This window comes from Bacillus sp. 01N42_2 (assembly GCF_056399565.1).
The window spans coordinates 146,979-168,362 of record NZ_JBFTRO010000003.1 but is presented as its reverse complement, the minus strand read 5'-3'; the positions used below and the strand labels follow the sequence as shown (position 1 = coordinate 168,362).

The following is a 21,384-nucleotide window of genomic DNA, read 5'->3' as shown; positions in this document are numbered from 1 at the left end:
GTTTACAATCCTATTGATATAATCTAAGCTAGTGTATTTTGCGTTTAATAGTAGGAGTGATAGATTGTGACAGATAAAGAAAAGCGTTTAGAGAGGCAGTCAAGAATCCGGAATTTCTCGATCATCGCCCATATAGACCACGGCAAATCGACCTTGGCGGATCGGATTTTAGAAAAAACATCGGCGATCACCCAGCGGGAAATGAAAGAACAATTGCTTGATTCAATGGACCTTGAACGCGAACGGGGAATTACCATCAAATTAAATTCCGTTCAGCTGAAATACAAAGCAAAAGACGGAGAAGAATATATATTCCATCTCATCGACACGCCCGGACACGTCGACTTTACATATGAAGTATCACGAAGCCTGGCTGCTTGTGAAGGCGCGATTCTCGTTGTTGATGCGGCCCAGGGAATTGAAGCGCAGACATTGGCGAACGTCTATCTGGCGCTTGATAATGACCTTGAGATTCTTCCTGTCATTAATAAAATCGATCTCCCGAGCGCAGAGCCGGAACGTGTGCGTCAAGAAGTTGAGGACGTTATCGGCCTTGACGCTTCAGACGCCGTCCTCGCTTCAGCGAAAGCGGGTATCGGCATCGAAGACATTTTAGAGCAGATCGTAGAAAAAGTGCCTGCTCCCTCAGGAGATCCGGAAGCTCCGCTGAAAGCGCTCATCTTTGACTCCCTTTATGACGCGTACCGCGGAGTCGTCGCGTATATCAGAGTCGTAGAAGGAACGGTAAAACCTGGCCAGAAAATTAAAATGATGGCGACCGGAAAAGAGTTTGAAGTCATCGAAGTCGGCGTCTTCACGCCGAAAGCACAGCCGGCTGACGAATTGACAGTCGGTGATGTAGGCTATTTGACAGCCGCAATTAAAAATGTCGGCGACACCCGAGTCGGTGATACGATTACAAGCGCGGTTAAACCTGCGGCAGAAGCGCTTCCGGGCTACCGCAAACTCAATCCGATGGTCTATTGCGGACTTTATCCGATTGACACAGCCAAATATAATGACTTGCGCGAGGCTCTGGAAAAACTTGAATTGAATGACTCCTCCCTTCAATACGAGGCGGAGACGTCACAAGCTCTCGGCTTCGGCTTCCGCTGCGGCTTTTTAGGAATGCTTCACATGGAGATCATTCAAGAACGGATTGAACGGGAATTTAAAATTGATCTCATTACGACCGCGCCGAGCGTTATTTATGACGTATATATGACGGACGGTGAAAAGATCGTCGTCGATAACCCGTCAAACATGCCTGACCCGCAAAAAATAGAACGGGTGGAAGAGCCTTATGTCAAAGCGACGATGATGGTTCCGAACGATTATGTCGGAGCGGTTATGGAGCTTTGTCAGGGGAAACGGGGCAACTTTATTGATATGCAGTACTTAGACGCCAACCGGGTCAGCATTGTATACGAGATGCCTCTTGCGGAAATTGTTTATGAATTTTTTGATCAGCTGAAGTCCAGTACGAAAGGGTACGCCTCTTTCGATTACGAGCTGATCGGCTACAAGCCGTCTAAACTCGTCAAAATGGACATTATGCTGAATGCAGAAAAAATTGATGCGCTGTCATTTATCGTCCACCGCGATTACGCATACGAGCGCGGAAAAGTCATCGTCGAAAAATTAAAAGAGCTGATCCCGCGCCAGCAATTCGAAGTGCCGGTGCAGGCGGCGATCGGACAGAAAATCGTGGCGCGCTCAACCATTAAAGCCATGAGGAAAAACGTTCTTGCAAAATGTTACGGCGGAGACATCTCGCGGAAACGGAAGCTTCTTGAAAAACAAAAAGAAGGAAAACGCCGGATGAAGCAGGTCGGCTCAGTCGAAGTGCCGCAGGAAGCGTTTATGGCCGTCCTTAAAATGGATGACAGCCCGAAAAAATAACGGAAGCCGCCGCAGTCCCGCACTGCGGCTTCTTTCTGTAAAGAAGAAGGTGTTTCAAATGAAATCAGCTTATATTCATATTCCGTTTTGTGAGCATATCTGCCACTATTGCGATTTCAATAAATATTTTATTCAGAGCCAGCCTGTCGATGAGTACTTAAACTCACTCGAAAAGGAAATGATAAATACGATAGAACGTACGGGCCGCCCTGATCTTCGCACAATTTTTATCGGGGGAGGCACGCCGACATCGCTCTCACCCGCCCAGCTTGAAAAACTGATGGATTCCATTCACCGCGTGCTGAAGCCTTCTGACGGACTCATTGAATTTGCCGCGGAAGCGAATCCGGATGACTTGTCCTCGGAAAAATTAAAAATCCTGAAAAATGCCGGTGTCAATCGGCTGAGCTTCGGTGTTCAAACTTTCGAAGACGCGCTTTTGCAGAAAATCGGCAGGGTGCATAAACAAAAGGACGTGTTCAGCTCCTTTGAACGGGCGAGGGCGCTCGGTTTTGACAACATCAGTCTCGATTTAATGTTCGGCCTGCCGGGACAGACGCTGGCTGACCTTGACAATTCTGTTAAAACGGCTTTGTCGCTGGATGCGGAGCACTATTCCGTTTACTCGCTGATCGTCGAGCCGAAAACGGTGTTTTATAATTTAATGCAAAAAGGCCGTCTGCATCTCCCGGCGCAAGAACAAGAGGCTGAGATGTATGAAACGGTCATGAGGCAGATGAGTGAAGCGGGCATCCGTCAATACGAAATCAGCAACTTTGCAAAGCCCGGGTACGAGTCGCAGCATAATCTGACCTATTGGAGCAATGAAGAGTATTTCGGTTTTGGCGCAGGGGCTCACGGATATATCAGCGGCACCCGCACCGTCAACGCCGGTCCCGTGAAACATTACATTCAGCTCATCGAAGAAAAAGGGCTGCCTTACCGGGACACGCACGAGGTGACACGTGAAGAGCAGATTGAGGAAGAAATGTTCCTCGGTCTCAGAAAAATGTCAGGCGTGCAAAAAAAAGCTTTCTTGGATAAATTCGGACGTTCAGTCGACGAACTGTTTCCTGATATTCTCAAAGATTTAACTGAAAAAGGCCTGATCTGTGACTCGGAAAAATCGGTAGCATTAACGCATGAAGGCAAATTATTAGGAAATGAGGTTTTTGGCGCTTTTTTGGGTGAGTTATAATTGACATTTTTCTTTTCGTTTGTTACTTTTGATATAGAATTAGCACTCGCTGACCTTGAGTGCTAACAGGGGTGATGATGATGTTAACAAATCGTCAGCTGTTGATCCTGCAAGTGATTATTAATGATTTTATACAATCAGCGCAGCCTGTAGGATCAAGAACTCTTTCAAAAAAAGACGAGATTACATTCAGCTCTGCAACGATCAGAAACGAGATGGCTGACTTGGAGGAATTGGGCTTTATTGAAAAAACCCATTCATCCTCAGGACGGATTCCGTCGGAAAAAGGGTACAGGTATTATGTCGATCATTTGCTGTCACCTGTCAAGCTGACAAAAACTGATCTGGATTTAATTCACTCGATATTTAAAGAAAAAATCTTCGAGCTTGAAAAAACAGTCCAAAAATCAGCGCAGATCCTGTCCGAACTGACAAACTACACATCGATTGTTCTCGGGCCGACGCTGAGCGAGAATTATCTTAAGCAGATTCAAATCGTTCCGATCCAGCCGGATAAGGCGGTCGCCATCCTCGTTACGAATACGGGGCATGTCGAGAACCGCACGATCAATTTCCCGGCTAAAGTGGATTTGGCCGATATTGAAAAACTGGTCAATATATTGAACGACCGATTAGCGGGCGTTCCGATGGACGAACTGAATGAGCGTATTTTTAAAGAGGTTGTCACATATTTAAGGCAGCATATCGCCAACTATGACAGCATTCTCGAATCGCTCCGCTCCACATTCCATCCGGCGGGCCATGTGGAGAAATTATTTTTCGGCGGAAAAATCAATATGCTGAATCAGCCGGAGTTCCATGATATTGAACGGGTCCGCTCGCTCTTATCCTTAATTGAAAAAGAGCAGGATGTTCTGAAGCTGTTTCAGTCGTCAAAAGCCGGGATTTCAATTAAAATCGGAAAAGAAAACGACTACGAAGAAATGGAAAACTGCAGCCTGATCACGGCCACCTATACGGTTGACACGAAGCAGATCGGATCAATCGCCATTATCGGGCCGACGCGCATGAATTATTCAAGAGTCGTCAGCCTGCTGCAGCATGTGACTTCGGACTTGTCAAAAGCATTCACAAGTTTGTATGATGAATAAGGGAATTTTGGCAATCATTTTCAGTCATCTTTTTACAGCATTTGAGGGAGGTGAACACAATGTCAGAAGAAAAACAAACCGCAGAACAGGTTGAAGCAGCAGAACAAGAAGAAACGACAGAACAGGCAGAACAAGCCGCTTCACAAGAACAGCATGAAGAAACGGCAGGTCAGGAAGAAGCCCTTCAGCACCAAATTGATGAATTGCAGGGTTTGCTTGATGAAAAAGAAAATAAGCTTTTGCGTGTTCAAGCAGACTTTGAAAACTATAAACGACGCAGCCGCCTTGAAATGGAAGCTGCTCAGAAATACCGTTCTCAAAACGTCGTAACGGAAATCCTTCCGGCTCTCGACAACTTTGAACGGGCCTTACAGGTAGAAGCTGAAAGCGAGCAGACAAAAAGCTTGCTGCAAGGTATGGAAATGGTCCGCCGCCAGCTGATGGACGCTCTTGAAAGAGAAGGCGTTGAAGCCATCGAAGCTGTCGGTCAGGAATTTGATCCGAACCTTCACCAAGCCGTCATGCAGGTGGAAGATGAAAACTTCGGCAGCAATATTGTTATCGAAGAACTGCAAAAAGGCTACAAACTGAAGGACCGCGTCATCCGTCCTTCAATGGTTAAAGTGAATCAATAACTACATAGCAGGAGGTAATTCAAAGTGAGTAAAGTAATCGGAATTGACTTGGGTACGACAAACTCATGTGTGGCAGTGCTTGAAGGCGGCGAGCCGACAGTTATCGCCAACGCTGAGGGTAACCGTACTACTCCGTCAGTCGTTGCATTTAAAAACGGCGAGCGCCAAGTAGGGGAAGTGGCAAAACGCCAATCTATCACAAATCCTAACACAATCATGTCTATTAAACGCCATATGGGTACTGACTATAAAGTAGAAATCGAAGGAAAAGACTACACGCCTCAAGAAGTGTCAGCCATTATCCTTCAGCATCTGAAAGCATACGCTGAAAGCTACCTTGGCGAAACAGTTTCTAAAGCTGTTATCACGGTTCCTGCATACTTCAACGATGCAGAACGCCAAGCGACAAAAGATGCCGGTAAAATTGCCGGTCTTGAAGTAGAGCGTATTATCAACGAGCCGACTGCAGCAGCGCTTGCATACGGACTTGATAAAACGGACGAAGACCAAACAATTCTTGTTTACGACCTTGGCGGCGGTACGTTTGACGTATCTGTGCTTGAACTTGGCGACGGCGTGTTTGAAGTCCGTTCAACTGCCGGTGACAACCGTCTTGGCGGGGACGACTTTGACCAAGTCATCATCGACCATCTCGTAGCAGAATTCAAAAAAGAAAACGGCATTGATCTGTCAAAAGACAAAATGGCGCTTCAGCGTTTGAAAGATGCGGCTGAGAAAGCGAAAAAAGATCTTTCCGGCGTATCATCTACGCAAATTTCTTTACCATTTATCACAGCGGGAGACGCAGGTCCTCTTCACCTTGAGCTGACACTGACCCGCGCTAAATTCGAAGAGCTTTCCGCTCATCTCGTTGAGCGCACAATGGCTCCTGTCCGTCAGGCTCTTCAAGATGCGGATCTTTCTGCAAGCGAAATCGACAAAGTTATCCTTGTCGGCGGATCTACACGTATTCCTGCCGTACAGGAAGCAATCAAAAAAGAAACAGGCAAAGAAGCGCATAAAGGCGTAAACCCTGATGAAGTTGTAGCGCTTGGTGCTGCAATTCAAGGCGGCGTCATCACAGGAGACGTAAAAGACGTTGTCCTTCTTGACGTTACACCGCTGTCACTCGGTATTGAAACAATGGGCGGCGTATTCACGAAACTGATCGATCGCAATACGACAATTCCGACAAGCAAATCACAAGTGTTCTCAACTGCTGCTGATAACCAAACAGCCGTTGACATTCACGTGCTTCAAGGTGAGCGCCCAATGTCTGCGGACAACAAAACACTCGGCCGCTTCCAGCTTACTGATATCCCGCCTGCACCGCGCGGCGTACCGCAAATCGAAGTTTCTTTCGATATTGACAAAAACGGTATCGTAAACGTAAGAGCGAAAGACTTAGGCACAGGCAAAGAACAAAACATTACAATCAAATCTTCTTCAGGTCTTTCTGATGACGAAATCGAACGCATGGTGAAAGAAGCGGAAGAAAACGCTGACGCTGATGCGAAGAAAAAAGAAGAAATCGAAGTCCGCAACGAAGCTGACCAGCTTGTGTTCCAAACGGAAAAAACATTAAAAGACCTGGAAGGCAAAGTGGATGAAGAGCAAGTGAAAAAAGCAAACGACGCGAAAGACGCGCTGAAAGCAGCTATTGAGAAAAACGAAATTGAAGAGATCAAAGCGAAAAAAGATGAGCTTCAAACAATCGTTCAAGAGCTTTCCATGAAGCTTTATGAAGAAGCGGCAAAAGCGCAGCAGGCTGAAGGCGCGGCAAACGCTGAAGGCAAAAAAGCGGACGATAACGTTGTCGATGCGGAATACGAAGAAGTAAAAGACGACGAAGCGAAAAAATAAGTTCTTTCCGCAGAACGCGGAAGAACACACAGCATATTCTGATTCAACAGACAGAAAGTCAAAGTCAGGCATCTCTTGGCTTTGACTTTTTTTCTTGCCCGGGATAAAAGGAATTGAAAAAACATAATTCAAAATGATACAATCTAATTTATGTGAGAAATTCGGGAGAGTGAAGCGAGATGAGTAAGCGTGATTACTATGAAGTGCTTGGAGTAAGTAAGAGCGCTTCAAAGGATGAAATCAAAAAAGCCTATCGGAAGCTTTCAAAAAAATATCATCCTGATATCAATAAAGAATCCGGAGCAGATGAAAAATTCAAAGAGGTAAAAGAAGCATACGAAGCGCTCTCAGATGACCAAAAACGGGCTCAATATGATCAATTCGGCCATACTGATCCTAATCAGGGCTTTGGCGGCGGTTTCGGCGGCGGAGGAGACTTCGGCGGCTTCGGTTTCGATGACATCTTCTCAAGCATCTTCGGCGGCGGCACGAGACGCCGTGATCCGAACGCGCCGCGGCAGGGCGCGGATCTGCAGTATACAATGACACTGTCATTTGAAGATGCGGCTTTCGGAAAAGAGACGATCATTGAAATTCCTCGCGAAGAGAATTGTGAAACATGCAAAGGCTCAGGCGCGAAGCCGGGGACAAAGCCGGAAACATGCTCGCACTGCGGCGGTTCAGGCCAGCTGAATGTCGAACAGAACACGCCGTTTGGCAAAGTGGTTAACCGAAGAGTCTGCCACCACTGTGAAGGAACAGGAAAAATCATCAAAAACAAGTGCTCTGACTGCGGCGGCACGGGCAAAGTGAAAAAACGGAAAAAAATCAACGTTACGATCCCTGCCGGTGTGGACGACGGACAGCAGCTCCGCGTTCCGGGTCAAGGTGAACCAGGTGTAAACGGAGGCCCTCCGGGAGATCTGTTTGTCGTATTCCATGTGCGCGCCCACGAGTTCTTTGAGCGTGACGGAGATGATATTTACTGTGAAATGCCGTTAACGTTTGCCCAAGCGGCACTCGGAGACGAAGTTGAAGTGCCGACGCTTCACGGAAAAGTGAAATTAAAAATTCCTGCCGGCACACAAACCGGCACAAAATTCAGATTAAGAGGCAAAGGCGTGCAGAATGTCCGCGGCTACGGACAAGGCGACCAGCACATTGTCGTCCGCGTCGTTACGCCGACGAATCTGACAGATAAACAAAAAGACATCATTCGTGAGTTCGCTGAAGTCAGCGGCAACCTGCCGGATGAACAAGAAATGAGTTTCTTTGACAAAGTAAAACGCGCATTTAAAGGCGAGTAATGATTGGATAGGAGTTGGTAGTTTTGAAATGGTCCGAAATCAGCATTCACACAACACATGAAGCGGTTGAACCCATCTCAAATATTTTGCATGAAGCTGGTGCGAGCGGGGTTGTCATCGAAGATCCGCTTGATTTAATGAAAGAGCGTGAGAATGTTTACGGGGAAATCTACCAGCTCGACCCCAATGATTACCCCGATGAGGGTGTCATTGTCAAAGCGTATCTGCCGATTAACAGTTTCCTCGGCGAAACGGTCGACGGCATTAAAGAGACGATTAATAATCTGCTTTTGTACGACATTGATTTAGGCAGAAACACAATCACCATTTCTGAAGTTAATGAAGAGGAATGGGCGACAGCTTGGAAAAAGTATTATCATCCGGTCAAAATTTCTGAAAAATTCACGATCGTACCCACATGGGAAACGTACACACCCGTGAATACCGATGAACTGATTATCGAAATGGACCCGGGCATGGCATTCGGTACGGGAACGCATCCGACAACCGTTCTGTGCATTCAGGCGCTTGAGCGTATCGTTCAAAAAGGCGACCGTGTCATTGATGTCGGCACCGGTTCAGGAATTTTGAGCATTGCAGCCGCCATGCTTGAGGCTGAATCGGTTCATGCGTATGATCTTGACCCGGTCGCTGTCGAAAGCGCGCGTCTGAATGTGAAATTGAACAAAGTAAGCGATACGGCCGAAGTGAAACAGAACAATTTGTTAGACGGCATCACAGGCGAACACGATGTCATTGTCGCGAATATTTTGGCGGAAGTGATTCTCCGCTTTACATCGCAGGCGTACGACCTGCTAAAAGACGGGGGCCACTTTATTACTTCAGGCATTATCGGCCAGAAAAAACAGGAAGTAAAAGAAGCGTTGGAAAAAGCCGGTTTTACCATTACAGAAATTCTGTCTATGGAAGATTGGGTCAGCATCATCGCGAAAAAATAACAGTTAGTAGGTGTCACAGCGTATGCAACGATATTTTATCGAGCTCACGAAGCAGGAGATGGACGAAACCCCCGATTTTCAAATTACGGGAGAAGACGTCCACCACATTGCAAACGTCATGAGAATGAGTGCAGGAGACCGGATAATCTGCTGTTCGAAAGACGGCCATGAAGCGTTATGCCTGCTCAAAGAGGTTTCTAAAGATCATATATCATGCAGCATTGCTGAATGGACGGGTGAAAACCGTGAGCTGCCGTTAAAAATCAGGATCGCCAGCGGCCTTCCGAAAGGCGATAAGCTTGAATGGATTATTCAAAAAGGGACCGAGCTCGGGGCAAGTATGTTCATCCCCTTTCAAGGCGCCAGATCCGTCGTTAAGCTTGACGACAAAAAGGCAAAGAAGAAGCGGGAAAGATGGGCGAAAATCGCGAAGGAGGCGGCGGAGCAATCGTACCGCAATGAAATTCCCGAAGTGAAAACCGTTCATACGTTCCGGCAGCTGCTTGAAATGGCGGAGAATGTCGATAAATGTGTCGTTGCATACGAGGAGTCATCAAAACAGGGAGAAACGGGCGCTTTCGCTGCGGAGCTCAAAAGCCTTCCGAAAGGTTCGTCTCTTCTCATCGTATTCGGCCCTGAAGGCGGTCTGACTGAGTCTGAAGTTCAGCAGCTTTCAGAAAAAGGCGCCGTCTTATGCGGCCTCGGACCAAGAATTTTACGGACTGAAACTGCGCCGCTTTACGCGTTAAGCGCAGTTTCCTATCATACAGAGTTATTAAGAGGTGATCAGTAATGGCAACTGTTGCTTTTCATACCCTTGGCTGCAAGGTCAATCATTATGAAACAGAAGCAATCTGGCAGCTGTTTAAAGATGCGGGTTATGAACGAAAAGAATTCGAGCAGACAGCAGATGTATATGTCATTAATACATGTACGGTAACAAACACGGGAGATAAAAAAAGCCGTCAAGTCATCAGACGGGCGATCCGCCAAAATCCTGAAGGCGTCATCTGCGTAACAGGGTGCTATGCGCAAACATCTCCGGCAGAAATTATGGCCATCCCGGGCGTTGACATCGTCGTCGGCACGCAGGATCGCGAAAAAATGCTCGGTTACATTGAGCAGTACAGAGAAGAGCGCCAGCCGATCAACGGCGTCGGCAACATTATGAAAGCACGTGTGTTTGAAGAGCTGGATGTTCCCGCTTTTACTGACCGGACAAGAGCGTCATTGAAAATCCAAGAAGGCTGCAACAACTTCTGTACGTTCTGCATCATCCCTTGGGCGCGCGGCCTGCTTCGTTCCCGCGATCCTGAAGAAGTCATTAAACAGGCGCAGCAGCTGGTGGATGCCGGTTATAAAGAAATCGTTCTGACGGGGATTCATACGGGCGGCTACGGCGAAGATATGAAAGATTATAATTTCGCCAAGCTTCTCCGTGAATTGGATACACGTGTAGAGGGACTGAAAAGGATCAGAATTTCATCTATTGAAGCAAGCCAAATCACTGATGAAGTGATTGAAGTGCTGGATGCGTCTGATAAAATTGTCCGCCACCTTCACATCCCGATTCAGTCAGGATCAAACACCGTTCTGAAACGGATGAGACGCAAATATACGATGGAATTTTTCGCGGACCGGTTAAATAAGCTGAAAGAAGCGCTGCCGGGTCTTGCTGTCACATCTGATGTTATCGTCGGTTTCCCGGGTGAAACGGAAGAAGAATTTATGGAAACATATCGGTTCATTAAAGAACATAAATTTTCTGAGCTTCATGTGTTCCCTTACAGCAAACGCACCGGAACGCCTGCGGCCAGAATGGAAGACCAGGTTGACGAGAATGTGAAAAATGAACGGGTGCACAAGCTGATTGCTCTGTCTGACCAGCTTGCCAAAGAATACGCCTCCGATTATGAAGGAGAGGTTCTGGAAATCATTCCGGAAGAGACGTTTAAAGAGTCTGATGAAGACGGCATGTTCGTTGGCTATACAGACAACTACATGAAAGTCGTCTTCAAAGGCACGGAAGATTTAATCGGCAAACTTGTCAAAGTCAAAATTCAAAAAGCGGGCTATCCGTACAATGAAGGACAATTCGTCCGCGTTGTTGAAGAAGAAATGACTCAGAACATTCGCATGTCTTCGTAACAGATAAAAAACCGATGCTTTCACGCATCGGTTTTTTACGGTTTCGGAGGGATCAGCCTGTCAATCAGCCGATAAAATAAATGCGTGAACGGCAGAAATAATAACGCGGTGACAACATTAAACAAAAGGCTGAAATGCGCGATCATTTGCGCGGGATCGTCAGACAGCCGCTCTGTAAAACCTGCTGCTGCGGACAGGAAGGGAAAGACAAGAAGTACGCCGAGAATATTAAAGACAACGTGAGCGCCGGCGGTCTGTCTCGCGGCATAACCCCCTGAAACAGCAGCCATGACGGCCGTGACGCATGTCCCGATATTAGATCCGAGAACGACGCTGACCGCCTGTTCAATGCCGATCATCCCTTCGTTCATAAAGCTCATTAAAATGCCGATGCAGACGGAGCTTGAATGAATGATGGCCGTCAATATCATGCCAATCAAAAGAGCGGACCAGCTTGAATCATTTACATGGCGCAAAACTCCCGCTCCCGCCTTCATTTCTGTCAGCGGAACGGCAAGACGGCTGAAGCACGTGATGCAAAAAAAGATGATGCCGAGACCGAGAAAGCTTACGCCGATCTGCCTGAACGGATATTTCCGGATAAGAATAAACACAAGGCCGCCGATCAAAAGCACCCAGATGAGCACATCCATCTTTATGGCCAAAAACTCCGTCGTAAATGTGGAGCCGACATTCGTGCCGAGAATCATCGGAATGGTCCGTTTAAAAGGTAAAGCGCCTGCACTGACAAAGCCGATCACAATAACCATAAAAGCTGAGCTGCTCTGAAGAAAACCCGTGAATACAATGCTGATGAGAAAAGCTTTCAAAGGGTGGTCGGTAAACAAGAGGAGGCTCTTCTCAATTTTTGAATACGTTAAAGCGATCAGCCCCTGTCTGAGCAGGCTCATTCCGAGTAAAAAAACCAGGATAAGTGCGGTAAAGAGAATCAGTATCAGCAAACGAAACACCCCTTTCCATCATTATATAGACAAGCCGCGTTATTCATGACGGAAAAGTGAACTCACTTAGTTGACCTGACTCATGGCTTATATTATAATGTCAAAGTACATGTTTATATGTGTATCTTTTTAAAGGTAGTCGATTGGTGTATTCGGAGGGAGGGAAAGAGAATGTCAAAAACGGTCGTTAGAAAAAACGAATCGCTTGAAGATGCTCTTCGTCGCTTCAAACGCAGTGTATCAAAGACAGGTACTTTGCAAGAAGCAAGAAAGCGCGAATTTTATGAAAAACCTAGCGTAAAGCGCAAGAAAAAGTCAGAAGCTGCTAGAAAACGCAAATTCTAAAAGAGGGTGGATTTATGAGTCTTCTTGAGCGACTTAACCAAGATATGAAGCTGTATATGAAAAGCCGTGAGAAAGACAAACTGACTGTCGTTCGAATGGTGAAAGCTTCACTTCAAAACGAAGCAATTAAGCTTAAGAAAGACAGTTTGACCGAGGATGAGGAACTTACTGTCCTATCTCGTGAACTTAAGCAACGTAAAGACTCCCTCCATGAATTTTCAAACGCTAATCGTTTAGATTTAGTAGATAAAGTTCAAAAAGAGCTGGACATTTTAGAAGTTTATTTACCGAAGCAGCTTTCTGAAGAAGAGCTGCAGACAATCGTAAATGAAACCATCGCTGAAGTCGGTGCGAGCTCGAAAGCGGACATGGGCAAAGTGATGAGTGCTATTATGCCTAAAGTAAAAGGTAAAGCTGACGGCAGCGTGATTAACAGGCTTGTCAGCAGTCAATTATCTTAATTGACGAAGAAAAAGACATCTTTCCTCGAGAGATGTCTTTTTTTATACATAAAAAAATGAAACTAAAGTACATTTGTTACGTATATAAAGAAGAATGAAACGGGAAGGAGGGTATATCTGCCTTGTTCCGAAAAAAATCCGGAATTGCTGTTGCTCTATTGGGCTTATTTGTATTATCTTTATTAGGAGTTCAATTGAACGCAAAAGCTGATCGTCCATCGGTTTATGTCATCCCGGTTGAGAAAAATGTCGAACAGGGGCTTGCCGCTTTTTTAACGCGTTCTTTCAAAGAAGCGAAGGAATCCGGCGCGTCACACATTATTCTTGACATCAATACACCGGGAGGCGCCGTTCAATCAGCTTTGGATATTGCGGATGTCATCGGCGGCGCGGATGTGCCTGTTACCGCTTACGTGAACAAACGGGCGCTTTCTGCCGGGGCATATATAGCGCTTCAGGCGGATGACATTTATATGGCGCCGGGCGGAAAAATGGGTGCCGCAGCCATCATCGACGGCAAAGGAAACGCGGCAGACAAAAAGGCCCAATCACTATGGCATGCAGAAATGGAGGACGCAGCGGCTAAAAACAACCGAAACCCGAAATACGCCCTGGCCATGGCAGACCCCGCCATCAATGCAAAAGAAGCGGGCGCTCCAAAGGGAAAACTGCTGACACTGACAGCTGAAAAAGCGAAGGAAGTCGGATATTCGGAGGGAACGGTTTCAAACCTCGATGCTTTATATACAAAGCTCGGTTTTGACAAAGCCGATGTTCACCATGCAAAAGAGGGTTTTGTCGGAAAATTGGGAAGATGGCTGACAAACCCGTTTGTTGTCCCCGTCTTATTAACGCTCGCTTTGCTTGGTTTGACCATTGAATTGTTCTCGCCGGGCCTCGGCATACCGGGCGCCGTCGGACTGACGGCCATGCTGCTGTTTTTCACCGGGCATATCGCTGCCGGATTCGCCGGTTATGACAGTGTATTCTTGTTTTGCGCGGGCTTGGTTTTTATCCTTTTAGAGATATTTCTGCCCGGAGGCATAATTGGTCTTATCGGTGTTGCAGGCGTCATCGCGAGCCTCTTTCTCGCTGCGGGCAGCTTTACTGTAATGGCGGTTTCTCTCTTGATCGCCTTTAGTGTGTCTATTGCTGCCTTTATCATATTAACAAGGGTGTTGGGGAAACGAATGAAATTCTTTAAGAAATTGATATTAACTGATTCAACAAGCACGGAGAACGGTTATGTTTCAAATCAGAACCGGACGGAGCTGCTGGGGAAAATCGGTGTTACCGCTACAGCCCTCAGACCGTCAGGCACCGTTATTATTGATGATGAACGCCTTGATGTCGTTTCAGAAGGATCATTCACTGAAAAAGACAGACAGGTGAAAGTGGTGAAAGCGGAAGGCTCACGCATTGTCGTGAGAGAAATATAGATGATAATCTTGAGGAGGAATTAGATGGAACTGTCAAGTTTGGCGATTTTAGCAATAGTTGCAGCTGCCATAATTGTGTTAGCCATATTCTTCACCTTTGTACCGGTGATGCTATGGATTTCGGCACTTGCAGCAGGAGTCAGAATCAGCATTTTCACTTTGGTCGGGATGAGGCTGCGCCGCGTCATTCCAAGCCGCGTTGTCAACCCGTTAATTAAGGCGCACAAAGCCGGCCTGTCCGCAACAACAAATCAGCTCGAAAGCCATTACCTGGCCGGAGGTAATGTCGACAGGGTGGTCAATGCCCTGATTGCGGCACAGCGCGCCAATATTGAGCTGACATTTGAACGCTGCGCAGCCATTGACCTGGCCGGGCGTGATGTATTGGAAGCCGTACAGATGAGTGTCAATCCGAAGGTCATTGAAACACCGTTTATCGCAGGTGTCGCCATGGACGGAATTGAAGTGAAAGCAAAAGCCAGAATCACGGTAAGAGCCAATATCGAGCGCCTTGTCGGAGGAGCGGGAGAAGAGACGGTTGTCGCCCGTGTCGGAGAAGGGATTGTCTCAACAATCGGTTCTTCACATAATCATAAAAAAGTGCTTGAAAACCCTGATATGATTTCGCAGACTGTACTTGGCAAAGGGCTGGATTCAGGCACCGCATTTGAAATTCTCTCGATTGACATCGCCGACGTGGATATCGGCAAAAACATCGGAGCGATTCTGCAGACAGACCAGGCGGAAGCAGACAAAAACATTGCACAGGCCAAAGCTGAAGAGCGCCGTGCCATGGCCGTCGCCCAAGAGCAGGAAATGCGTGCGCGCGTAGAAGAAATGCGTGCGAAAGTCGTGGAAGCTGAAGCGGAAGTGCCGCTTGCGATGGCTGAAGCCTTACGTGAAGGAAACATCGGTGTCATGGATTATATGAACATAAAAAATATCGACGCTGACACAGACATGAGGGATTCTATCGGCAAGCTGACGAATGACCAGCAAGATGAAGACCAACAATAACCTCTCTATTAAGGAGGGAGCCGCTATATGCACGAGATTCTGACAAATCCGCTCGTCATTGCCGCCGTCATCGGCATTATATCGGCAATATTCGGCAAGAAAAACAAAGATGAAAAACGCCCGCCGAATAGACGTCCCGCAGATCAGAAAAAAAAGCAGGATCACACACAGCCGCCGCAAGAGCATAAGCCGGTAGCGGAAGAAATGCCTGCCGTTTCCAAAGAGAACCCTTTTGAGCAAAAAAGAAGGGAAGCTGAAAAGCGCCTTGCAGAGACAGAGAAGATGTTCAATGGGCTTGATCATAAGCTGACATCTCAACGCGCACGAAATGCGTCTCTGAAGAAATCAGCCCTCAAAATTAAGAAAGAAACTGCGGTGCAGGGCATCATATTCAGTGAGATTTTAGGTCCGCCCCGTGCAAAAAAACCGCACCGGACCATGCGGAGCATCGGTAAAAATTAAAGTGTTAGAACCCCTTTTCAAATCATACATATGAGATGAAAGGGGGTTCTTTTTTTATGGGGCAAAGAAAGAATCGTGTAAAGGCGTGGCTGACTAGAGCATTGGAAATTCCCCCGGACGTTATGATGGATCTGCCTCGCATTACGATGGTCGGCAGACTTCATATCTACATAGAGAATCACAGAGGCCTCTTGCTGTTCAGCGAAGAAGAAGTCAGGCTGATGCTCAAGCAGGGGCAATGTATCATATCAGGAAAAAACTTGGTCATTAAGGCAATCCTTCCTGAGGAAATTCTTTTGGAAGGCACGATAGATCACGTAAGATATGTCGATTCATAAAGCCGGGGGGAAATAATGTGAAAAACAAATGGCTGTCATTTTTTTCGGGTAAAGTCCAAATGGAAGTCAAAGGAAAAGGGATTGAACGGCTGCTTAATGAATGCACGAGAAACGGAATCGCCATCTTTGCGGTGAAAAAAAAGCAAGACTGTGTTCTGCTGATGATTCAGCTTCAAGATGTACATGCTTTCAGAAGAGTCATCAGAAAACATGAATGCAAAGCAAGCTTTACAAAAAGAAAGGGCCTGCCCTTTCTGCTTCTCAAATCAAAATTAAACCTGGGCTTTACTGCGGGATTTGTGATATTTTTCATTATATTGTTTCTTTTGTCCAACATGATTTGGGACATTGATATTAAAGGGGCCAAGCCTGAAACCGAGCATCAGATGATGAAGCACCTGGAAGAAATCGGTGTAAAAAAAGGCCGTTTGCAATTTTTGATGATGACGCCGGAGAAAATTCAAAAATCATTAACAAACGGCATCGATAATATTACGTGGGTCGGTGTGGAATTGAACGGGACAGCCCTTCATATGAAAGTGGTTGAAAAAAATGAACCGACAAAAGAAAAGTACGTGAGCCCCCGCCATATCGTTGCCAAAAAGAAGGCGGTCATCAAAAGGATGTTCGTGCAAAAGGGGCAGCCGATGGCTTTTGTGAACGATCATGTTGACAAAGGACAGCTCCTCGTCTCTGGACTGATCGGAAATGAAGACCGGAAAGTCGCCTCAAAAGCGGAAATTTATGGAGAAACATGGTACAAGTCAGAAGTAACTGTGCCTCTTGAAACATCATTTACGCTATATACGGGTAAAGTAAGGACGAAGCACAAGCTGTCTTTCGGATCATGGGGCGTGCCTTTTTGGGGCTTCGGGTTTAATGAGCCGCCGCTGAAACATCCGAAAACAGAGGAAGAAAAGCATCCGTTTCAATTTCTGGGGCTGAAGCTTCCGGTATCTTACGTCAAAGAACAGACAAGAGAAAGTGAAAACTCCGTGCGGTCTTATACGAAGGACGAAGCGGTTCAGGCCGGCATCAAAATGGGCAGACAAGACGTAGAGAAGCGATTAAGCGGCAGCGGAGAGGTGGAAAGTGAAAAAGTTTTGCACCAATCCGTTGAGAATGGTAAAGTAAAGTTGATTATTCTCTACCAAGTTATAGAAGATATCGTGCAAACCACACCTATTGTTCAGGGAGACTAAAGAATGGCAGAACATTTACTTGCGATTAATCACAAACTGAAAAGCCCGGATGAAGCACTTTCTTTGTTCGGCAGCCAAGATGCCTTTTTACATTTAATGGAGAAGGATCTGGGCGTAAGCATCATCACACGCGGTGAAACCATTTACGTTTCCGGCAATGATGAGTCTTTTGAGATTGCTGACAGATTATTGGGCTCGCTCCTTACTTTAATCCGCAAGGGGATCGAGATTTCGGAACGTGATGTGCTGTATGCCGTGAAAATGGCAAAGAAAGATGAACTGGACTATTTTGAAAGCATGTATGAAGAGGAAATAACGAAAACGGCAAAAGGCAAGCCGATCCGCGTCAAAACCATCGGCCAGAGAGAATATGTTGCGGCGATGAAGAAAAACGACATGGTGTTCGGCATCGGGCCGGCGGGAACCGGCAAAACATATTTGGCGGTCGTAAAAGCGGTGCATGCTTTAAAAAACGGCCATATTAAAAAAATCATTTTAACAAGACCCGCTGTGGAAGCCGGCGAAAGCCTCGGTTTTCTGCCCGGAGACTTAAAGGAAAAAGTAGATCCTTATCTGCGCCCGCTGTATGACGCGCTCCACGATGTGCTCGGAAGCGACCATACGGAGCGTCTGATGGAAAGAGGGGTTATCGAAATCGCCCCGCTTGCCTATATGAGAGGGCGGACGCTTGACGACGCGTATGTGATTCTTGATGAAGCCCAGAATACCACTCCCGCTCAAATGAAAATGTTTTTGACGAGATTGGGTTTTGGCTCTAAAATGATCATTACGGGCGACGTAAGCCAAATTGACCTGCCGAAAGGCGTCACATCGGGACTTGCAGTAGCGAGGGATATGCTGAATGACATAAACGGCATTTCCGTGATTGAACTTGACCAGACAGATGTGGTCAGACATCCGCTTGTTGCAAAGATTATTGAAGCTTATGATAAGCAAAAGTAATGCAAAAATGACCCGATCTCCCGTTATCGGGTCATTTTTATATGATGTGTTCCTGATGTTTCAGGGAGGAGGTTCTTGTTTTGAAAAAGAAGGGAAAGGGTAAAAGCGCCCGGGAACGGTTCCGCACTTTCAGACATGCCCGCTCAGCCCATGTGCTGCTGTATCTGCTGCTTTCAGCGATCATGTTTGGTTTGCTCTTTATTCATGTAAAACCTGAATCACTTAATTTGGATTTGTTCTCAGTCAGTGATAAGACGATTTACGCGCCCGCCACAGTGGAAGATCAGCAGGCGACGGAAGCGAAAAAACAAGCGGCCGAAGATGCAGTAGAAGATCAATACACTCTGAAAAAAGGCTATACCGACAACCGGCTTGACCTGATCACTTCCATATTTAACAGCATCGGCGAAGTGAAAACAGATGCGGATAAAGACAAAAAGTCACCTTCAGAAAAATCGCTGGTCAAATCGGTGAAAAGCAAGCTGACACAGGATGTCAATGAATCCATCTCGGAAGATGCCATTAAATCGCTTCTCCATGCGAACAATGAAGATTTTTCATTTGTGAGGGATTCTGTCATAACCGCGGTGAACACGGTGATGAGCAGTGAAATTCCTTCTGAAAAGCTTGCAGAAGCGAAGGATAAGGTCGCCAAAGAGCTGAAAAGCGCCTCCGTGCCGTCAAAATATTTAGCGGCTGCGACTGAAATCGGAAAATATGCGGTGATCCCGAATTACGTATTTGACCCGAAAGCGACCGATGAAAAACGTCAGGAAGCGTCAGACAGCGTTCAGCCGGTGCAGATCAAACAAGGACAGGTTCTCGTGGAAGAGAATGACCTGATCGACCGGGAAGTATACAGAAAGCTCGAACTGACGGGGCTTTTGAATAATTCCAACCTGTTAAAGCCGATCAGCGGTCTTCTTCTGATGATCGGGCTGTTTATTGCCACGCTTGTCTACTATTTCGAGAAACAGCAGCAGGAGCTTAAGCTGAAAAATAAATCCCTATTGCTGTTTTCTATCATTACAACGCTTATTCTCGTCATAATGGAAGTCGTCAGTCTCTTTCAGAAGATTGAATACACCAACATCGGGTATCTGGTTCCGATCGCCGCCGGCGCGATTTTGATCAGGCTGCTGCTCAATGAAAGGCTTGCCATTTTAGGAAGCATCATTCTGGCGATCTGCGGCAGTATGATGTTTAATCAGGGTGTGACGGGCACATTTAATTATGTGATCGGTATCTACTATTTAATCAGCAGCATTTCAGGCATCCTGTTTTTGGGGAAACATAACGCGAGATCTAAAATATTGCAGGCGGGATTGTTCGTCTCATTTATTAATATGATTATCGTGCTGTCGCTTTTATTAATCCAAAACACGGCGCTGTCGCCTGTTGAAATCGGAACGCTGATGCTGATGGGGGTCGTCTCGGGACTGGCTTCATCCGTTTTGATTATCGGTCTGATGCCGTTTTTTGAGACGGGATTCGGCATTCTTTCTACGATGAGGCTGATTGAACTGTCTAATCCGAACCATCCCCTGCTTCGAAAGATTTTAACGGAAACACCCGGTACATATCATCACAGCGTCATGGTGGCGAATTTGTCGGAAGCGGCCTGTGAAGCTGTAGGGGCAAACGGTCTTTTGGCAAGGGTCGGAGCGTATTATCACGATCTCGGCAAAACGAAACGCCCGCAATATTTTATTGAAAATCAAATGAATATGGATAATCCGCATGACAAGCTGTCTCCTCAGCTCAGCAAAAATATCATTATCGCGCATACGACAGACGGTGCGAATATGCTCAGAAGCTATAAGTTTCCGAAAGAGCTTGTGGATATCGCGGAGCAGCATCACGGAACGTCCCTTTTAAAATTCTTTTATTATAAAGCGAAAGAAAAGGGCGACCAGATTACAGAGAAAGAGTTCCGTTACCCGGGGCCGAAGCCGCAATCGAAAGAAGCGGCTATTATCTCAGTGGCCGACAGCGTTGAAGCCGCCGTCCGTTCCATGCATAATCCCAATCCCGAGCGGATCGAAAAACTGGTGCGGGGAATTATATCCGATAAGCTTCAGGACGGACAATTCTCAGAATGTGATCTCACGTTCCGAGAACTGGATACGATCGCCAAAACACTATGTGCGACTTTAAAAGGAATTTTCCACTCCCGGATTGAATATCCGGAGGCTACGAAGAAGGTGAAATAAATGGGTTTACTCATAGATATTGTTGATGAAACGAACAGCGTCTCAGCTGATGCGCTCCAAGAAGTGGAGAAGCTGCTCCAATTCGCGGCAGAAAAAGAAGGCGTTCAGGATCAGGCTGAAGTATCGGTTACGATTGTGACAAACGAGGAAATCAGAGAAATCAACAGAGACTACCGGGGAAAAGACACCCCGACTGACGTCATTTCGTTTGCGCTTGAAGAAGAAGGCGAAGACGAGGTTGAAATCGTAGGCGCCGACATGCCGCCTGTTTTAGGAGATATTATCATCAGTGCCGACAGAACGAAGGAGCAGGCTGAAGAGTACGGCCATTCGTTTATGAGAGAGCTCGGCTTTCTGGCCGTCCACGGCTTTTTGCATCTGCTGGGCTATGATCACATGACAAAAGAAGAAGAGGAAGAAATGTTTTCAAAGCAAAAGGATTTGCTGGATGAGTATGGACTCACGAGATCATAAAAACGAGTGGAGCAGATTCCTGAAAAGCTTTGTCCATGCATGGAGGGGAATCTGGAAAACGGCGCGGTCAGAGCGGAATTTTCAATTTCATATTATCGCGGCCTGCGCCGTTATCCTTTGCGGTTTTCTCACCGGGCTCAGTACGGCCGAATGGGCCGTTATTTTGATCCTGATTGGCGGAATGCTTGCTCTTGAGCTTGTAAATACGGCGATAGAGCATGTTGTTGATTTAGTTACCGATCAGTATCATCCGCTCGCAAAAGCGGCAAAGGATGCGGCCGCCGGAGCCGTTTGCGTCTTTGCCGTGATTTCGTGTATTATTGGTTTACTCATCTTCTTGCCGAAGATATGTTAGCAGAAGATTCTTACAATTATTTTACATTG

At 46.5% G+C, this 21,384-nt stretch carries 20 protein-coding genes and 1 pseudogene; 20 read left to right on the top strand and 1 reads right to left on the bottom strand.

Annotated elements, in window-relative coordinates; genetic code table 11:
- Positions 1 to 66 precede the first annotated feature (66 nt).
- The 9 genes from lepA to mtaB all read left to right on the top strand — a co-directional run bounded on the left by lepA (position 67) and on the right by mtaB (position 11,124).
- Positions 67 to 1,902, top strand: a complete 1,836-nt coding sequence (lepA, locus tag AC1DN5_RS08360; protein ID WP_016938901.1) for a translation elongation factor 4 — start codon at positions 67 to 69, stop codon at positions 1,900 to 1,902.
- A gap of 58 nt (positions 1,903 to 1,960) precedes the next feature.
- Entirely contained in the window at positions 1,961 to 3,100 is a 1,140-nt protein-coding gene (gene hemW, locus AC1DN5_RS08355) for a radical SAM family heme chaperone HemW (RefSeq protein WP_029575368.1), read from the top strand.
- Between the two features lie 80 nt (positions 3,101 to 3,180).
- Entirely contained in the window at positions 3,181 to 4,212 is a 1,032-nt protein-coding gene (hrcA, locus tag AC1DN5_RS08350; protein WP_016938903.1) for a heat-inducible transcriptional repressor HrcA, read from the top strand.
- A gap of 59 nt (positions 4,213 to 4,271) precedes the next feature.
- Complete coding sequence (gene grpE, locus AC1DN5_RS08345; RefSeq protein WP_016938904.1) at positions 4,272 to 4,847, top strand: nucleotide exchange factor GrpE; 576 nt, start codon at positions 4,272 to 4,274, stop codon at positions 4,845 to 4,847.
- Positions 4,848 to 4,871: 24 nt separating this feature from the next.
- Complete coding sequence (dnaK, locus tag AC1DN5_RS08340; protein ID WP_016938905.1) at positions 4,872 to 6,710, top strand: molecular chaperone DnaK; 1,839 nt, start codon at positions 4,872 to 4,874, stop codon at positions 6,708 to 6,710.
- Positions 6,711 to 6,889: 179 nt separating this feature from the next.
- Positions 6,890 to 8,017 (top strand): molecular chaperone DnaJ, encoded by a 1,128-nt coding sequence (gene dnaJ / locus AC1DN5_RS08335; protein ID WP_016938906.1) that lies wholly within the window; start codon positions 6,890 to 6,892, stop codon positions 8,015 to 8,017.
- Positions 8,018 to 8,040: 23 nt separating this feature from the next.
- Positions 8,041 to 8,976, top strand: a complete 936-nt coding sequence (gene prmA / locus AC1DN5_RS08330; protein WP_045926748.1) for a 50S ribosomal protein L11 methyltransferase — start codon at positions 8,041 to 8,043, stop codon at positions 8,974 to 8,976.
- A 22-nt stretch (positions 8,977 to 8,998) separates the two neighbouring features.
- Positions 8,999 to 9,769: a 16S rRNA (uracil(1498)-N(3))-methyltransferase gene (locus tag AC1DN5_RS08325; protein ID WP_016938908.1), complete on the top strand. Its 771-nt coding sequence runs from the start codon at positions 8,999 to 9,001 to the stop codon at positions 9,767 to 9,769.
- Positions 9,769 to 11,124, top strand: a complete 1,356-nt coding sequence (gene mtaB / locus AC1DN5_RS08320) for a tRNA (N(6)-L-threonylcarbamoyladenosine(37)-C(2))-methylthiotransferase MtaB (RefSeq protein ID WP_049627045.1) — start codon at positions 9,769 to 9,771, stop codon at positions 11,122 to 11,124. Before AC1DN5_RS08325 ends, mtaB begins: the two co-directional genes overlap by 1 nt.
- Before the next feature lie 35 nt (positions 11,125 to 11,159).
- On the opposite strand, the gene AC1DN5_RS08315 is transcribed toward mtaB, so the two are convergent.
- Complete coding sequence (locus AC1DN5_RS08315; protein WP_049627044.1) at positions 11,160 to 12,086, bottom strand: Na/Pi symporter; 927 nt, start codon at positions 12,084 to 12,086, stop codon at positions 11,160 to 11,162.
- Between the two features lie 171 nt (positions 12,087 to 12,257).
- On the opposite strand from AC1DN5_RS08315, the gene rpsU reads away from it, so the two are divergent.
- The 11 genes and pseudogenes from rpsU (at position 12,258) to AC1DN5_RS08260 (ending at position 21,355) form a co-directional block, all read left to right on the top strand.
- A complete protein-coding gene (gene rpsU / locus AC1DN5_RS08310; RefSeq protein ID WP_003152957.1) occupies positions 12,258 to 12,431 on the top strand; it encodes a 30S ribosomal protein S21 in 174 nt (57 codons plus the stop codon).
- A 14-nt stretch (positions 12,432 to 12,445) separates the two neighbouring features.
- A complete protein-coding gene (locus tag AC1DN5_RS08305) occupies positions 12,446 to 12,892 on the top strand; it encodes a GatB/YqeY domain-containing protein (RefSeq protein ID WP_007408278.1) in 447 nt (148 codons plus the stop codon).
- Between the two features lie 122 nt (positions 12,893 to 13,014).
- Positions 13,015 to 14,331, top strand: coding sequence for an NfeD family protein (locus AC1DN5_RS08300; protein WP_045926745.1), 1,317 nt, complete (start codon positions 13,015 to 13,017; stop codon positions 14,329 to 14,331).
- 24 nt (positions 14,332 to 14,355) lie between these two features.
- Complete coding sequence (gene floA / locus AC1DN5_RS08295; protein ID WP_016938912.1) at positions 14,356 to 15,348, top strand: flotillin-like protein FloA; 993 nt, start codon at positions 14,356 to 14,358, stop codon at positions 15,346 to 15,348.
- Between the two features lie 27 nt (positions 15,349 to 15,375).
- Positions 15,376 to 15,810 (top strand): hypothetical protein, encoded by a 435-nt coding sequence (locus tag AC1DN5_RS08290; RefSeq protein WP_016938913.1) that lies wholly within the window; start codon positions 15,376 to 15,378, stop codon positions 15,808 to 15,810.
- A 56-nt stretch (positions 15,811 to 15,866) separates the two neighbouring features.
- Entirely contained in the window at positions 15,867 to 16,148 is a 282-nt protein-coding gene (gene yqfC, locus AC1DN5_RS08285; RefSeq protein ID WP_003152966.1) for a sporulation protein YqfC, read from the top strand.
- Positions 16,149 to 16,165: 17 nt separating this feature from the next.
- Positions 16,166 to 17,390, top strand: a pseudogene (gene yqfD, locus AC1DN5_RS08280) (sporulation protein YqfD).
- On the top strand, positions 17,354 to 18,313 hold the full coding sequence (locus AC1DN5_RS08275) for a PhoH family protein (protein ID WP_045926742.1): 960 nt from the start codon (positions 17,354 to 17,356) through the stop codon (positions 18,311 to 18,313). Before yqfD ends, AC1DN5_RS08275 begins: the two are co-directional and overlap by 37 nt.
- A gap of 80 nt (positions 18,314 to 18,393) precedes the next feature.
- A complete protein-coding gene (locus AC1DN5_RS08270) occupies positions 18,394 to 20,526 on the top strand; it encodes an HD family phosphohydrolase (protein ID WP_342007956.1) in 2,133 nt (710 codons plus the stop codon).
- On the top strand, positions 20,527 to 21,000 hold the full coding sequence (ybeY, locus tag AC1DN5_RS08265) for an rRNA maturation RNase YbeY (protein ID WP_003152973.1): 474 nt from the start codon (positions 20,527 to 20,529) through the stop codon (positions 20,998 to 21,000). It begins immediately after the preceding gene.
- Positions 20,981 to 21,355 carry a diacylglycerol kinase family protein gene (locus AC1DN5_RS08260; RefSeq protein WP_016938917.1) on the top strand — a complete coding sequence of 125 codons (375 nt, stop codon included), beginning with the start codon at positions 20,981 to 20,983 and terminating at the stop codon, positions 21,353 to 21,355. Before ybeY ends, AC1DN5_RS08260 begins: the two co-directional genes overlap by 20 nt.
- Positions 21,356 to 21,384 lie beyond the last annotated feature (29 nt).